At 56.3% G+C, this 14,532-nt stretch carries 14 protein-coding genes; 6 read left to right on the top strand and 8 right to left on the bottom strand.

The genetic code is table 11. The features are described from left to right. Window positions 1–99: 99 nt before the first annotated feature. The gene (locus E4487_RS01920) at window positions 100–3,189 is read right to left on the bottom strand and encodes an error-prone DNA polymerase (protein WP_175252609.1); all 3,090 of its coding nucleotides are present in this window, start codon (window positions 3,187–3,189) and stop codon (window positions 100–102) included. An 84-nt stretch (window positions 3,190–3,273) separates the two neighbouring features. On the opposite strand from E4487_RS01920, the gene E4487_RS01915 reads away from it, so the two are divergent. Continuing rightward, window positions 3,274–3,969, top strand: a complete 696-nt coding sequence (locus E4487_RS01915; RefSeq protein WP_175252608.1) for an SOS response-associated peptidase family protein — start codon at window positions 3,274–3,276, stop codon at window positions 3,967–3,969. Between the two features lie 14 nt (window positions 3,970–3,983). Here E4487_RS01915 and E4487_RS01910 read toward each other — a convergent pair whose 3' ends face one another. The 4 genes from E4487_RS01910 to E4487_RS01900 form a co-directional block, all read right to left on the bottom strand. Next, window positions 3,984–5,390 (bottom strand): DNA polymerase Y family protein, encoded by a 1,407-nt coding sequence (locus E4487_RS01910; protein ID WP_175252607.1) that lies wholly within the window; start codon window positions 5,388–5,390, stop codon window positions 3,984–3,986. 7 nt (window positions 5,391–5,397) lie between these two features. Further along, a complete protein-coding gene (gene imuA / locus E4487_RS01905; protein WP_175252606.1) occupies window positions 5,398–6,015 on the bottom strand; it encodes a translesion DNA synthesis-associated protein ImuA in 618 nt (205 codons plus the stop codon). A gap of 83 nt (window positions 6,016–6,098) precedes the next feature. Next, entirely contained in the window at window positions 6,099–6,455 is a 357-nt protein-coding gene (locus tag E4487_RS24455) for a hypothetical protein (RefSeq protein WP_257229324.1), read from the bottom strand. A gap of 9 nt (window positions 6,456–6,464) precedes the next feature. Then, window positions 6,465–6,947, bottom strand: coding sequence for a hypothetical protein (locus tag E4487_RS01900; RefSeq protein WP_175252605.1), 483 nt, complete (start codon window positions 6,945–6,947; stop codon window positions 6,465–6,467). 263 nt (window positions 6,948–7,210) lie between these two features. On the opposite strand from E4487_RS01900, the gene E4487_RS01895 reads away from it, so the two are divergent. Beyond that, on the top strand, window positions 7,211–7,567 hold the full coding sequence (locus E4487_RS01895) for a histone-like nucleoid-structuring protein, MvaT/MvaU family (RefSeq protein WP_175252604.1): 357 nt from the start codon (window positions 7,211–7,213) through the stop codon (window positions 7,565–7,567). 183 nt (window positions 7,568–7,750) lie between these two features. On the opposite strand, the gene E4487_RS01890 is transcribed toward E4487_RS01895, so the two are convergent. Next, window positions 7,751–8,641, bottom strand: a complete 891-nt coding sequence (locus E4487_RS01890; protein WP_175252603.1) for a LysR family transcriptional regulator — start codon at window positions 8,639–8,641, stop codon at window positions 7,751–7,753. Between the two features lie 91 nt (window positions 8,642–8,732). On the opposite strand from E4487_RS01890, the gene E4487_RS01885 reads away from it, so the two are divergent. The 4 genes from E4487_RS01885 (at window position 8,733) to E4487_RS01870 (ending at window position 11,883) form a co-directional block, all read left to right on the top strand. After that, complete coding sequence (locus tag E4487_RS01885; protein WP_175252602.1) at window positions 8,733–9,341, top strand: short chain dehydrogenase; 609 nt, start codon at window positions 8,733–8,735, stop codon at window positions 9,339–9,341. Between the two features lie 200 nt (window positions 9,342–9,541). Next, window positions 9,542–9,757 (top strand): hypothetical protein, encoded by a 216-nt coding sequence (locus E4487_RS01880; RefSeq protein ID WP_175252601.1) that lies wholly within the window; start codon window positions 9,542–9,544, stop codon window positions 9,755–9,757. A gap of 132 nt (window positions 9,758–9,889) precedes the next feature. Beyond that, the gene (locus tag E4487_RS01875; RefSeq protein ID WP_175252600.1) at window positions 9,890–10,744 is read left to right on the top strand and encodes a PhzF family phenazine biosynthesis protein; all 855 of its coding nucleotides are present in this window, start codon (window positions 9,890–9,892) and stop codon (window positions 10,742–10,744) included. A gap of 266 nt (window positions 10,745–11,010) precedes the next feature. Continuing rightward, window positions 11,011–11,883 (top strand): hypothetical protein, encoded by an 873-nt coding sequence (locus tag E4487_RS01870; protein ID WP_175252599.1) that lies wholly within the window; start codon window positions 11,011–11,013, stop codon window positions 11,881–11,883. A 1,265-nt stretch (window positions 11,884–13,148) separates the two neighbouring features. On the opposite strand, the gene E4487_RS01865 is transcribed toward E4487_RS01870, so the two are convergent. Both E4487_RS01865 and E4487_RS01860 read right to left on the bottom strand, forming a co-directional pair. Further along, window positions 13,149–13,802 (bottom strand): hypothetical protein, encoded by a 654-nt coding sequence (locus tag E4487_RS01865; protein ID WP_257229323.1) that lies wholly within the window; start codon window positions 13,800–13,802, stop codon window positions 13,149–13,151. Window positions 13,803–14,132: 330 nt separating this feature from the next. Next, window positions 14,133–14,531 (bottom strand): hypothetical protein, encoded by a 399-nt coding sequence (locus E4487_RS01860; protein ID WP_257229322.1) that lies wholly within the window; start codon window positions 14,529–14,531, stop codon window positions 14,133–14,135. Between the last annotated feature and the right edge of the window lies 1 nt (window position 14,532).

Below are 14,532 nucleotides of genomic sequence, written 5' to 3'. Positions count from 1 at the left end.
GATGCGTGGGAGTTATAGCAGCTGGCCATCACCGCGTCATTAGAGCTCAATAATGTGCGACTTTTGCCTGGTAGTTGCCGCTGACGAGCTTCGGTTTGCTTAGTGGAAATTTCTGCTCCTCACATCCAGCCCATCAAGCAGATCACTCCGATCCTTCAAATGCCCCGCGATCAGGTGCCTCACACCCGATTGATCTTCCAGCTTGCCCTTCACCTGGAGCAGTTTCGAGCCCATTAGCGCGAGCCTGTACTGCTCCGCCAGATCTCGCCAAACCACGACGTTGACCATGCCAAACTCGTCCTCCAGGGTGACGAAAGTGACTCCGGACGCTGTGGATGGGCGCTGCCTTCCAGTGACGATGCCGATCACCGTGACGTGTTTCCCGTCCTCCACGCTGCCCAAATCACGGGAGCTCTTCGCCCGCATTGCATGCAATGTCTCCCGCAGTAGAGACATGGGGTGCGGGCCAAGCGTAGTGCCCGTTCGCGCGTAGTCGGCGTGCATGTCCTCGACCACGGTTGGGGCTGGTATCACCACCGGCTCCTCGTCGGTGCTACAGCTGAAAAGCGGCAAGGGTTGCTGCACGGCAGCGATCTCCCAACGTGCCTGGTGACGGTTGCTGGCGAGCTTTTTCAGGGCATTGGCATCGGCCAGTAGCTCGCGCGCCTTGCCGTCCAGGTTTGCTCGTAAACACAGATCGCTCACGTCCTCGAAAGGCCTCTCCTCCCGCACAACCTCAATCCGCCGTCCGACCTCTTCGGGCAGACCACGGATCATCCGGAGCCCCAGGCGAATTGCTGGTAGGTGTCGGCCAGCTTCCTCCAAAGTGCAGTCCCAATCACTCACTGCGACATCGACCGGGCGCACCTCAATCCCGTGCCGGCGCGCATCCTGGAGCACCTGATCGGGCGAGTAGAAACCCATCGGCCAGCTGTTGATGAGCGCGCATGCATACGCCGACGGCTCGTGGCATTTGAGCCAGCAACTGGCGTAGGTGAGCAGAGCAAAGCTCGCCGCATGCGACTCAGGAAACCCGTAGCTACCGAAGCCCTTGATCTGCTCGAAGATGCGCTCGGCAAACTCCAGGGTGTAGCCACGCTCCAGCATTCCTTCGCGCAGACGTTTTTGATGTGGTTCCAGACCGCCATGACGCTTCCACGCAGCCATCGAGCGGCGTAGTTGGTCGGACTCCCCTGGGGTGTATCCGGCTGCGACGACGGCCAGGCGCATAACCTGCTCTTGGAACAAAGGCACGCCGAGGGTGCGGGCGAACACCTCCTTCAGTTCTTCACTGGGATAAGTCACTTCTTCTTCGCCATTGCGCCGGCGCAGGTAGGGATGAACCATCTGCCCCACGATGGGCCCAGGACGCACGATGGCCACCTCAATGACCAGGTCGTAGAAGGTCTTTGGCTTCAAACGAGGCAGCATCGCCATCTGTGCCCGCGACTCGATCTGGAACACACCCAGCGTGTCCGCCCGGCTGATCATCGCGTAGGTCTCAGGATCCTCTGCCGGTATGGTGGCGAGGGTTAGATCTCGGCGCTCGTAGGAACGCAGCAGATCCAGACAGCGGCGTATCGCGCTAAGCATGCCCAAGGCCAGCACATCGACCTTCATGAGCCCCAAAGCATCGATGTCGTCCTTGTCCCACTGAATGATCGTCCTGTCTTTCATGGCCGCGTTTTCGACCGGCACCAGGGCCGATAGCGGGTATTCGGAGATCACAAACCCACCGGGGTGTTGGGACAGGTGACGCGGAAAGCCGACCAGCTCGCCAGTGAGCACAAGGATTCGCTTCAGCTCAGGGCTTTCCGGATCGAAGCCAGCCTCCAGCAGCCGCTCCGGAGTTGGGATGCGATCACTCCACCGCCCACAGCAATTCGAAAGTGCAGTCAGCTGGTCGGGCGGCAGGCCAAGTGCCTTTCCGACATCGCGGATGGCGCCGGCAAAGTGGTAGGTACTTGCGACGGCAGTCAGGGCTGCACGCTCACGACCGTACCGCTCGAAGATGTACTGGATCACTTCCTCGCGTCGTTCATGCTCGAAGTCGACGTCGATATCGGGCGGCTCGTTGCGCTCTTTCGAGATGAAGCGCTCGAACAGCATGTTCATTCGGGTGGGATCGAGCTCGGTAATGCCCAGGGCAAAACAGACCGCCGAGTTGGCTGCGGAGCCACGCCCCTGGCAGAGGATCTCTTTGCTTCGGGCAAAGCGAACGATGTCATGGACGGTGAGGAAGTAGCTCTCGTAGCTGAGCTCCTCGATCAACCCCAGCTCTGCCTCGATTTGGGCATGGGCCTTCTCCGTCATGCCTGCGGGCCATCGCCAACTGGCGCCCTCGTATGTCAGCTCCCTGAGCCTGGCCGCCGCTGTTTTTCCTTCGGGCACGACCTCGTGCGGGTACTCGTAGCGCAGCTCGCTCAAGTCGAAGGTGCAGCGCTCTGCGATCCGGACGGTCTCCTCCAGCAGCTGCGTTGGGTAGAGGTTGGTCAGGGAAGAGATAGACCTGAGGTGGCGCTCACCATTGGGGAACAGGTGATGTCCTGCCTCGGCGACGGTGCAGTGATTGCGGATCGCAGTGAGAGTGTCCTGTAGCGCACGCCTTCCTCTGGCATGCATGTGCACGTCGCCTGCGGCTACGAGGGGAATCCCCAGGCGTTGACCCAGGGCATCAAGGCCAGTGAGCTTCGCGGCATCGTCGGGGCCTCGATGCAATTCGACCGCGATCCAGCAGCGCTCTGGGAACGCCGAAGCGACCCAACGACCATGCGCTTCGTTTTTACTGAATCCCGGAATCCAGAGAGCAAAGATACCCTCAGTGGAGCCGGCAAGATCTGACTGGCGCAGCTCGTAGGTGCCCTTGGCCGTGCGTCGTCGTCCCTGGGTTATGAGCGCGCAAATTCGTTGGTAGCCGACGAGGCTGGAAGCCAGGAGAACCAGCTGGACTCCCTCGACTAGCCTGACCTCAGTACCGGTGATCAGCGAAACGCCGCTGGACTTGGAGGCCTGCCAGGCACGAACGATTCCGGCCAGCGAACACTCATCTGTAATAGCCAACGCCCGGTAGCCGAGACGGCGGGCCTTGAGAAAAAGCTCCTCCGCACTGGATGCGCCGCGCTGGAAGCTGAAATTGCTGAGGCAATGAAGCTCCGCATACTGAGGCAGTGGCGGTTCGAGGTCTTTCATGATCGATTACAAGTGCTGTATGGATATACAGTTTTAGCCATCCCCCCCAAAGGGTCAACGATGGGCTGACAAGAGGAGCAGAAGATGTGTGGACGACTTGCGCAGATCCGGGCTGAGCAGAAGTACCTCGCCTCGCTGGCCATTCAAGGCCAGCTCCTGCTGCCGCCATCAGCAGAGCCGATCAATCGGTACAACGTGGCTCCTCACTCGCGGATAGGCCTACTGCGCAGAATGGCCCAGGGATACCTATGGGCACCTGAGCGATGGCGCTGGCTGCCGGCCTGGGCAGAAAAGCCGGTGCGCAACGACTTCAACGCAACGCGCGAGAAAGTCGCCACGAGCCCCTTCTACCGACAAGTCTGGCCACATCGCGCGTTGCTGTGCGTAGACGGCTGGTACGAGTGGTGCCCAGTGGAAGGCCAGAAGACGAAGCAGCCGTACTACATCCGTCGTCAGGACAGCGAGCCGCTTTTCCTTCCTGCTGTTGGGCAATTTTCAGAGCCCGACCAGGAACCCAAACCAGATGACGGGTTCCGTATCATCACAGCGGATTCCGAGGGCGGGATGCTCGATGTGCATGACCGCCGCCCCGTGGTGTTCGATGCGGTAAGCGCGAGAACGTGGATCTCAGACATCAGCCTCGACGAAGCTGGCCACATGCTTCACGAACAGGCTCTGCCAGTGGACGCATTTCATTGGTATGCAGTGGGACGTGAGGTCGGCAACTATCGGAACGAGGGTGCGAGTTTGATTGAACCGCTGACGTCGGCCTCCAGCTGAGCCCAGGAACCCGCTTATGAGAACCAGCCATGCAACATCAGCTGCCCGGAGCCTACGGCCCGATAGGCCCAGCCTTGCTGGCCAAATCGGGTCTCCACCACGTAGTAGTCGCGGCGCACATCACCACCATCCCACCACCCCGATTCTATGCGCTCTGGGCCGGAAAGAATGCGCAACCCTGATTCGGACAGTGGCTCAGGCTCAACCAGCAGCCAGCCTGGACGTGGCGCGCACGCTGGCAGAGGAGTCTTGATCTCATCCTGAGTCCAGCTCCGTTCAGGGCGGTGATCAGCTCGATGGCTGAGTCCATACACAGCGTCGTCGCCCAGGCGGGCCCGAAGACGCTCTCGGAGCTGCTCCCAGGATTGCGTCTGCTGCGGCCTCTCGTCGAAGAGCTGCTGATGCTGCGGAACGAACGGAGGCAGATCCCGCGCCACCAGCCTTACGGCCAATACAGGTGCTGGCAGCTGTTGATGCTCCAGGCGACCACGGCTGAACTCAAACAACATGGCAGCATCACGCTCGGCACTGAGCAGCCCCACCACGACCAAGCTATCGGCTTGGTTGCGATGCTCCAGGTGCAGGGTGAATCGCTGCACACCACTATCACGACCCGCCAAATAGGCAGCTAGATCTGCCGTCAAACGACGCAGTGGAAACAGCAAAGCCTGGTGCGACTCGACCTCGAAGTTCAGCTCAAGACGCGTGTCGAAAACATCAGGCGGAGAGTAGAACTCCAAGGCGAGCGGACGCCGGCCAAACACAGTGTCGAGATGCAGCAACACCTCGGCAGAGAAACGTTTAGCCAGGCTGTCACGAGGCAGCGCCAGCAGCTGCTGCAACTGACGTAGCCCCATCCGGCTGAAGGCCATCGCAGCAGCCTCAGGCAGGCCGAGGCGTGCCACCGGCAGAGGGTCAAGAGCCTGGCGGAGTTCTTCGTCATCAAACACTGCCAGGCCGTCGCGGGCGTTTGCTAGCACTCGGGCTGCGGCGGGGTTGGGTGCGGCAGTGATGCGGTGCTGAAACCCTAGGGTAGTGAGCTCCTCGCGCAGACGTGCTTCGAAGACTGGCCAGGGGCCGAACAGCCCCAGACTGGAGTGGACTTCCAGCAGCAAACAGCGCGGATAGCGCAGGCTCACCTGGGCGCTGAAACCATAAGCCCAAGCAGCCAGAAAGCGCTGCCAGCGATCAATCTCCGTCTGGTCGTAATCTGCGGTGGTGAAGTCAGTCGTCAGCGCTTGAGCCGCCGTGAGCGCCTGCCCAGGTCTCAAGCCGAGTGCTCTGGCTGCCGGATTGACTGCTTGCAGGATGCGGCGCTGCGGCGGCCCCGCAAGCAGCACGAGCGGAGCTTGGCTGTCGGCGCAGTGCCTAAGCACGCCGTCCATGGCCAATTGCGGCAGCAGGATGCAGGCCCAGAGCATGATCGACTCAATGCCAGGTGGTCGCGATTGGCCGCGACGGAGGCAGACCGCCCCGGCACTTGAGTATCCGCAATTGGGCAGGCTTCGCATCAATGGCCACGCGCAGGGCAGCCGGCGAGGCGCTCACAGCTTCCTGTTGTGGGCGGTAGGCAAATGCCAGTGTCTGGCCGGTTTCTGCGGCCACCTGCAAACGGCGCAATGCTCGGTCATCAGCCTTGTACGGCCATGACACCACAGCCCCGAAGCTACCTGAGCGCAGACACTGCTCAGTCGCCCACAACGCATCACGGTCTTGCGCCTGGACAATGCTTACATGACGCAGGTCGATACCGGCGCCGATCCATGCCTGGGGGTACGGCAGGTGAGGAGGACTCACCAGCACCACGCGCTCACCCGCCGAGGTGAGGCGAGCCAGGGTAGGCCATAGCAATTGCAGCTCACCGATCCCCTTGGTGGCGACCAGGATCTCGCTCAGCGCAGCAGCTGGCCAGCCACCGCCGGGAAGTGCTGCATCCAGGTCGCGGTGACCAGTTGGAGGGCAGCTTGTTGAAGGTGACGGGCCCGCCTGACCGCGCCAGACACGGCGCGCATCGAGCAGGCGGTCGAGAGAAATCACAGATGACATGCAGGCGAACCAAAATACTGTATTTAAATACAGTATTCGGTCTAGCTAGATACCGGTCAAGCAAGCCCGACGAGCGTTTCGACTCACTTCCTCACATAGCTCTTCTTGCCCGAGGGAGTCAGGCAGTAAACGCCACCGCGTGAGCCGGTGCAGAAGGTACTGGTGCCGCACGTGCATTCGCCGCTGGAGTTGAGTAGCTGCTGTGGAACAGCAGCTGGAGCACGCCCCATCCCCATGTAGGCTGAGCAGCTCTTCTTCGAGCCACTGATCGAGCCGTCATTGCAGAGGAAGAGATCGCCATCACAGCCGGCGATACCACCCTTCCTCCCGGAGCAAGGAGTATTAGCTGCCACCGCTTCGAGGGCCGTTAGACCAAGCGCTGCGGCAATGACCAGGCATAGGCTGAGGCGAACCTTTCGCAGCTGTTGGGAACGGCTCATCGCGGCCTTCTACAGTGGATCACCGACAAGCACCGCTCGGCCTGTATCACCCTCACATCCTGGGGGTGGAGACCAACTCAGAGCGGCAGATTTGTCAGGTGTGTGGATGACCAGGCGACGCTCCAAACATTCCCCCATAGCCCGCTGCGCGACAGCCTCAAGCTTGGTCTCGTCCCAGCTGTTTACCTTGTAGCTGAAGACCTGCGCTTCCAGGTCTTCGCCTTCGGCGTGATGCAGGATCGAGGCGACTGCTTCATGGCAGGTGTTGGTGAAGCGGTTGCAGCGGATCTCTACCGCGTTCGTTCCGGGCGCCTGGTATCCCGCGACAGTCTTCCAGCCACCCCAAATGACGAGCTCGTCTTGCTCTCCCCTGAAGATCAACGGCGGGATGGTGGTGTTTTCGATAGGCGCAGGCTTCGTGAGCCAGAGAGCGACGTAGGCCGCGCAGAGAGCTGAAGCGAGTGCGATCAGGAGCATGTTGAGATAGCGCATGTAGAGTCCTTTCTGAGGGCCGCCGTCCTGGCAGACCACAACCCTAGAGCAACTTCACGAAATAGGCGAATTGAAAGACAGCTTCCGGCCAACAGCGGTCATCCACAATCTACGAAAGCCGGGTCGATTCAAAAAGTCGGCGCGTTTCATCGTATTTGTTCGTTCGATTCAGGCACAATAGAGGCTTCTTTCGCCCTGTCTTTTCTAATACCCTGTAGCTAATTAATATCTCTTCGACACACCCCAAAACTAGGGAAATATCAATGTCAATCATTGCCGAATACAAAGCTCTGGAAGCCCAAATCGCCGAGCAGCAAAAACGCCTCGAAGCCCTGAAAGGCGACGAGAAACTCAAGCGTGAAATCGAGTTTGAAACCAAACTGCGTTCCCTGCTAGCCGACTACAACTACTCCCTGCGCAACGTTATCGCCATCCTCGATCCGAATGCTGCCAAGACCATCGCAGCTCCGGTGAAAGGTGCTCGTCGCGAGCGTGCCTTGAAGCGTTACAAGAACCCGAATAACGGTGAAGTTGTAGAAACTAAAGGCGGCAACCACAAGGTACTGAAAGCTTGGAAAGAACAGTACGGCGCCGAGACTGTTGAGAGCTGGCTGCAGTAAGCTGAAAGCTGCACGATAGGGCCGCGACTGCGGCCCTTGTTGTTTCTGGGTTAGGTAGCAATGGTGTTCATGGATTTGTCCTCCGCATACGGAAGGACAAGGATTACTAGTCAGGGCATGGGGCGCTAACCGCCCAGAAGCGGTCATTGAGCGTCTACAAAATCAGGGCGTGTTCATTTTGAGCTAACTTGACGTGTGCAATCCAGCAATAACCTGAACAAGCCAATCTCTGGATGCACTGCCCGAAGCTCTTCTATGCCATCCCACAACCACATTGAAATCTAGGGAGGACATGTCTAGGTCAATCACTTGGAAGCCACCGGTAGCAGCAATGGCTGAGGGTACAAATGCCAACGTATCATTCACTTGCATAAACGCTTGCAGAGACGTGTAGCAGGGCAAAGTGGCAATCACTGTGCGGCTGACATTCCGGGCACTCAGGAAGTCATCAACTCGACTCCCCAGATTGCCTACTCCACTGGCGAAATCTACATGAGGATGTAAAGACACATCTGCAAGAACCTGTATCTGCCGAGGCAGCAGCGAACCTTGCCGAGCGACGCAGCAGTAGTGGTCGCTTCTCAGTCTATTACGCACTAATCCCGGATCAACGTAGTCAGAAAAACCAATCACTAGGTCAGCCTCTCCTTGCGCCAACGTCTTGACATGCTGATCGGGATTGAAATCAATGACTTCAAGCTTCACCCCGGGTGCGCGTTCGCGCATGAGCAGCGAAAGCGATGGGATGATAGACAGTTGCGCATATTCATTTGCGATCACCCTGAATACGTACTCACTCGTTGCCGGATCGAATGGGAATGAATTGAAGATGCCATCGATCTCTTCAACTATTTTCTCGAATTTAGCTGCGAGGTCGTACGCATAGTCAGTCGGCTGCAGGCCTGCGCTCTGACGCAGGAACAGCTCATTGGGAAACACTTCACGCATGCGCTTGAGGTAGTTGCTAACCGCCTGTTGTGATATCTCAAGCCGCTCGGCAACGCGAGAAACGTTTTTCTCGCGCACGAGATACAGTAAAACCCGCATGTGTCGGATATCAATTTTCTCAGTCATTTTGATTGTATCTCATACAAGTCCGCGATGATTTTCATTGTATCAGTGGGCGCATAGAGTGTCGCCTCCTTAGATTTAACGAGGCATTGCTATGAAAACCGTAATTTTGATTGGTGCCCAAGGGCACATGGGCAAAGCCGCTATGACCGGCCTCAAGAAACACAACGTCATCACCGCCAGCCGCTCTGGCACCGGCTGCGACCACATGGTGGATATCACCAGCAAGGCGTCGATCAAGGCTCTATTCGAAAAGGTTGGGCCGTTCGACGCTGTCGTTAATACAGTTGGCTACTGTGAATACGCCAAATTCAACGAAATGACCGATGAGCAATGGGACACAACTATCCAAAGCAAGATGGTCGGCCAAATCAATCTGGTAAATGTGGGTCTGAATTACATTAACGATGGCGGCTCGTTTACGTTGATCTCGGGCATTCTCAATGTCAAACCTATTCCTATGGCGATTGCTGACGCTACCACCAGCGGCGCCATCGACACCTTCGTACAGTGCGTAGCGCACGAGCTTCCACGTCAGATTCGCATCAACGTGGTCAACCCTACAGTTCTGGAAGAGGCATGGGACGTATATGGGGAAATGATGCCAGGCTTCCAGCCTGTCCCTGGCGCGCTGGTAGGCAAAGCCTTTGAGCGCTCGGTTGATGGTTTCATCACCGGAAAGGTTATATTCGTCGACGCCTGAAGAAGAGCCCATCTGCACTGAAAGTAAGTCACTGGAATTTAAGAGGGCGCCGACCTGAAAGTTAATCAGGTCGGATGCCTCTCAAGTTACATGCATCTACATTACGTTATTAATTTAATTAAAAGGCTCAGCCTTTATGAGCTTGCGCTGTTTTCATGCGCGCCCAGTAAATCATCAATTAAACTAGCGAGATATATATCATGAAGATCATAAATGGTTTTATTGTCGGTCTTTTGCTTGTCGCTGGCTACACACAGGTACATGCCGAAGACGGTCATGATCGCTCTATGAAGATGCATGAACAATTTAGAGCTAAACAAAAAATTATTCACGCAAATGAAGTCGAAAAGAAAGAGTTGAAGCCTGAGGCTGTCAGCCATGATAAAGCCAATTGCAAAAGATCTAGCGCAAGCTAGTATCAGCTCTGGAGGTGCACTCATCTGAGATTTTTAAATATCCTTTGAAGAGAGTAACGTAAGTGTTAGCCAGGCGTTGCCTGGCGCTCAAAATTATGACTAAAGGTGTTCATGGCAGGGAGTAGTGGCCAAATGAATCTTCCGTTTTTCCAGGTTGATGTTTTTGGAGGGGCTCCATTTAAAGGAAATCCAGTTGCAGTTATCCTGGAAAGGGACAAGCTCACGAGCTCACAGATGCTTGAAATAGCTAACTGGACAAATTTATCCGAAACGACTTTTGTATGCGCCCCAACGACCAGTAACGCTGATTACCGACTGAGGATATTTACCACGCAAGGTGAATTACCCTTTGCAGGACACCCAACTATCGGAAGCGCCACAGCATTGCTAGCTTATGGGCTGACTCCCAAGACACCTGGTATGCTTGTTCAGGAGTGTGATCAGGGACTGGTATCGCTTCACTTACTCGGCAACAGGATCTTCTTTGAATTGCCAGCGCCTAGTTTTGCGCCGCTAGGTGAGCACAGGCTACTGGACATTCTAGCGGCAATTGGCGTCCATCGTGAGTCCGTATGCAATGCTGCAATTATCGATGTCGGTGCTGTCTGGATCACTTTGCAACTTCGCTCTGCGCAAGATGTTCTAGATCTAAAGCCGAACATTAATTGCCTCGCGCAAGCAACTACAAACTGCACGGGACTTACTGTCTTCGGCCTGTATGCAGATGGTGATTCTGCATTGGTTGAGGTGCGCTCATTTGTGCCAGGCGACGCCGTCCCAGAAGATCCGGTATGCGGCAGTGGTAATGGCTGCGTCGCCGCGATGCTTCAGCGCAGCGGCATAGCACCATCGCGATATAGTGCATCGCAAGGAAATAAAGTCGGGCGCGATGGCAGGACTGAAGTGGAGTTTAGTTCTGACGGTACGATATTGATCGGTGGAGTATCTGCAATTCGGGTGCAAGGTTCAATTTCACTTACCCCATGACTCGGGTGGGCTAACTCGTGTCATATCCTGAATCTCCCCGACGTCATCGAGACAGTTAAGCGTCCGCAATGGATCGTTTTCTGCCTGACGCGACTGGCTGCTATTGGCCGGTTGCTTCCTATCACTGGGGTCTAGGAGCTTTCTTCCATTTCCTCCAAGGCGTAACTATTAGTCCATGCTGGCTGTAGGATGCGCAATCCAGTCTGGCCGGCAAACTCAGCGCCAAGATGCAAGGCAGCCTCTTCAGCGGCTGCGGTACTTCAATGATGACCAACACCACTGAAACACCATCAAAACGTGAGTGGCACGGTAGCCACCACTCGTGGAGCTATCGTCAGCAGGCATTTCGGTGGCTGGGAGAGAGAATCGCCGGGCTGAACATCTTGCCTCTCGCAGGTGATATGCGAGCGTGGATGCAACAGCGGGGACAGTTAGCCCTAATGCCAGCACCGACACCCCCTTCGTGGGGTGGTTTCACGAATCCCTACACCACCAGCGGTGTGACATTGCAACTGCTCATGGCACGGGCCATTAACGCCGCGCATGAGTACGCCACTACCGACACGCCAGGCCACAACGAAATAGACGCAGAGGTGGAACGAGTCCGCCTCTACAACGAAGTGCTCATGTATTCGGCCCGGATCTGTGAGGTCGCAATCAAGCAGCTCCTTTACTGCACCCAGATACCAGAGCCCCGGTACGGGCGAATGGCTCTAGGGGCGCTACTAGAATCCCCGTGTCCAGACTGCAAGCGTCACGAAGGTAAGAAGGCCCACTTGGTATCGCTCGTTGGCACGCTCGCACACCCCTTCCATTTGTGCCTTGAGTTTGAGCATTGCGCTATGGATCACATGGCCCTGGTAAACCGCCTGCGCAATTCAGAAGCGGCGCACTCGGGAATTCAACCGCTCAACATCAGGTCGGTTGAGGCTTCCAAATTGCAGCTTTTTCAAGACAATCAAGAAGTGCTGGAGGGCTTCGTGCATATGCTGTCTCACCTTGAAGACCTTGAGCACGAAATGCTGCAAGACCTGACCGATAAAGCTGAGACCATAAATGCGCTCAAGAGGAACGGCCTGCCTCCTGAAGACTGCAACTTCAACCTGGTTCCTGGTGAGAAATTCGCCTTCACCCCTTAGATGCCAAGTTGCCGAGAGCTGAATCGTTCCAGAACGCCTAGATGCAGATCGGCCAGTAGTGAGCGGCACGCATGGCTAGAAGGGGCAACGTTGGCGTTGAGTACCGTTGGCACAACAATCTATTCATCCGTTTGAAGAGCTGCGCGCACAACTAATTAAACTGACTTCGACTCGATCCACCGAGTGACGGCCTCTCTGACGTCGCTAACTGCCTCTGCGAACGACAAAGATGAACTGGGTGGGGCACTCCTCTCAATCGCATGTCGAGCATTGAGTCCTGCCGCCGTTGGGCTATTCGCGTGGCGGCTGATCCTGTCCAATCGAGCCTTCAGCTCCCATTTGGCTAACGGTGCCCTGTCGCTTTGCAGCAGCTCAATGAGCTTGAAGAGCCCGCCCCAGTCGCCGTCCTCAAGAGAGGCAAGAATCTCCAACGCATGCTTAACGACAGGCTGATCGAGTACATGCCTTGGCCAACGGACTGGCAAAATCCTATTTCCAGAGCTGTCATAGACGTCGAGATGGCACGAACTGCCGATCTGCAACCCAGCCGTCATCTTGGCAAAGACATACTGGGATGGAGGCATCCCTGCCTTCCCCCCGATTACCGTACCAACATTAAATTTCAGCCCAGGAGCTGCCAGTGAGGCTGCTGCGCTAGCTGCTTGAACTATCCCTTCCGCGTGATCGTGCGCGTCGCCGGCTTCTTTACAGTCCTTTAGCTCAGCCGGATCGACCTCCAGAGTATCGCCCGCCAGGAAAAGCCGAGATTCAACCTGCTCCAGAAAATGCTCCAGGCCTGTCCGACTCCCCGCCCAGTTAACGGTAACCCGCCATCGTGCTTCCACGTAGTTCCGCCTCGTTGCGGTCAGATTGTTTTGATGTCTATCGAAGTACACCTGCTAAGCAAGCGCCTGGGGTGCTTCAGGAGCGTTCCCTAATATCTCGCTGAAGGACAGTATCGAACCACTTCGGCGTCGTTTCACCAGCGTTACCATAGATGCTGCCTGGCAGGGACTGCCAGAACTCGACAATGGAGCTGGAAAACTCATCCAGCTGATCATTGGAAACGGCAAGATGGGTGTGATCCAGCCAAACGGCATCGGTGGAGTCGTCTCCAGGGAAAAGGGCTCGCAGGTATTGAACGATAGCTTCGCACTCGCGATGAGCGCGACGTTAATAGGCGCTTCGTAAGCAGGCCTATCAAAGCAGCTTTCGCGTCACAGCGTGTACCTCAGTCGGAAAACGCTGCAACAGCACCAGGAGGTTCAGGGGCCCTGAGTCCTTTTGAGCTCATGGAAGCCATGCAGGTCTTCGTCCCACAAGAAACCAGCGAGTTTTGAAACGCTAACGAACCATTCCGCTCGCTTGCCTTCGATGATGAGCACGACTCGTCTATTGCTGACGAAATCACCGTCGTAGCTCATCGAGTAATCATCGATTTGTAGTCGCTCACCAGGCTGTATGACTGCTCCGGCTGCGATGCCGTCTGCGAAACCGCTCCCGACAGTTCGGTACTCATCGATGCCATCATCTGCACTCGCAAAAGCGTACAGGCTTCTACGAATGTAGGTGACTGCCTGGTTCGTTCTGTTCACCAGGAGCACGGGCTGTTTATCCGAGCACCAGCTAAAGAATGGGATTGCCAGGAACAACCCATCAGCTTTTTCCTGCTCGAAAGCATCAAGGTTGGCCCTGGCCAGTAGATCTGCGATGCCCCTTCGGCGCTGGGACAGCGAATCGAAGACGTCTGCATCATCAACTGGTCGGCAACCTGTAAAGGCATTGAACGCGTCGCATGCAGTATCCAGACGTGCGTACCTTGCGATCAGCGCACCGTGCTCTTCCGCAACGTTCTGGTGACATCTCTGCGCGAGCCGAGACGTCAGTTTCATCACTTCGTCTCGGATCGACTGTCGCATCATGGCCTCGGTTGTTCTTTGTGCTCAATATCCAGGACGAATGTCTCTTCAGCGCTGGCTTCGTGATCGAAGAGGTTCATGATCTCACGCTCTTGTCTCAAGTAACTTAAAGCACTGAGAAAGCAGCCCTGGCATAGAGGAGCAAAGAAGAGGTCACTTCCGCCATTGTCGTTCGGACGGTCTCCATGCAAGGCGCCACAACGACCCTCAAGGCATGGATCGCCACATACAAAACAGTGGATGGGTTCGGCTGTTTTATTCTGATCAACCATCCTGATCACCTCGCATTTGGACATTGGCTGAATAGGCCGCAGCAAGCCCTGTTTGTGGTCAAAAAAAGCTGGCTACCGTTTCCAGGTTGGCTCGCTTGCGCACGCCGTCACCCAAGAGGATGTACGCGCTGTTAAGCGTCGCGAAAATGAAGCCTTCCTCAAATTTGTACAGAGGGCTCGTGCGCACGAAGTCTCCAATGTCGAAGCGTCGCGAGCTGTCGTAGATGACCGTATGCGCAAAAATGAGCGACGGCTTACGCTGGTTTCTAGCGAAAGTAGCACTTTGCTCTGGGGTTAGGTCGAGATCGATCCAGATCCAATCTCGAACTAGGCAGTACTCGAAATACGGAAAGTACTTGCGCATGATTCGGACGGCCTCGTCCTGGTGCACTTCCACTCCAGGCATAGGGATTCCTTCGCCGTAGATAAGATCGCCAGCTTGTTGGAGGGTGGCCATA

It is taken from the genome of Pseudomonas sp. BMW13 (assembly GCF_013357275.1).
In the GTDB taxonomy this organism is placed as follows: Bacteria; Pseudomonadota; Gammaproteobacteria; order Pseudomonadales; family Pseudomonadaceae; genus Aquipseudomonas; species Aquipseudomonas khazarica.
This window is presented reverse-complemented; position numbering and strand designations above follow the sequence as displayed.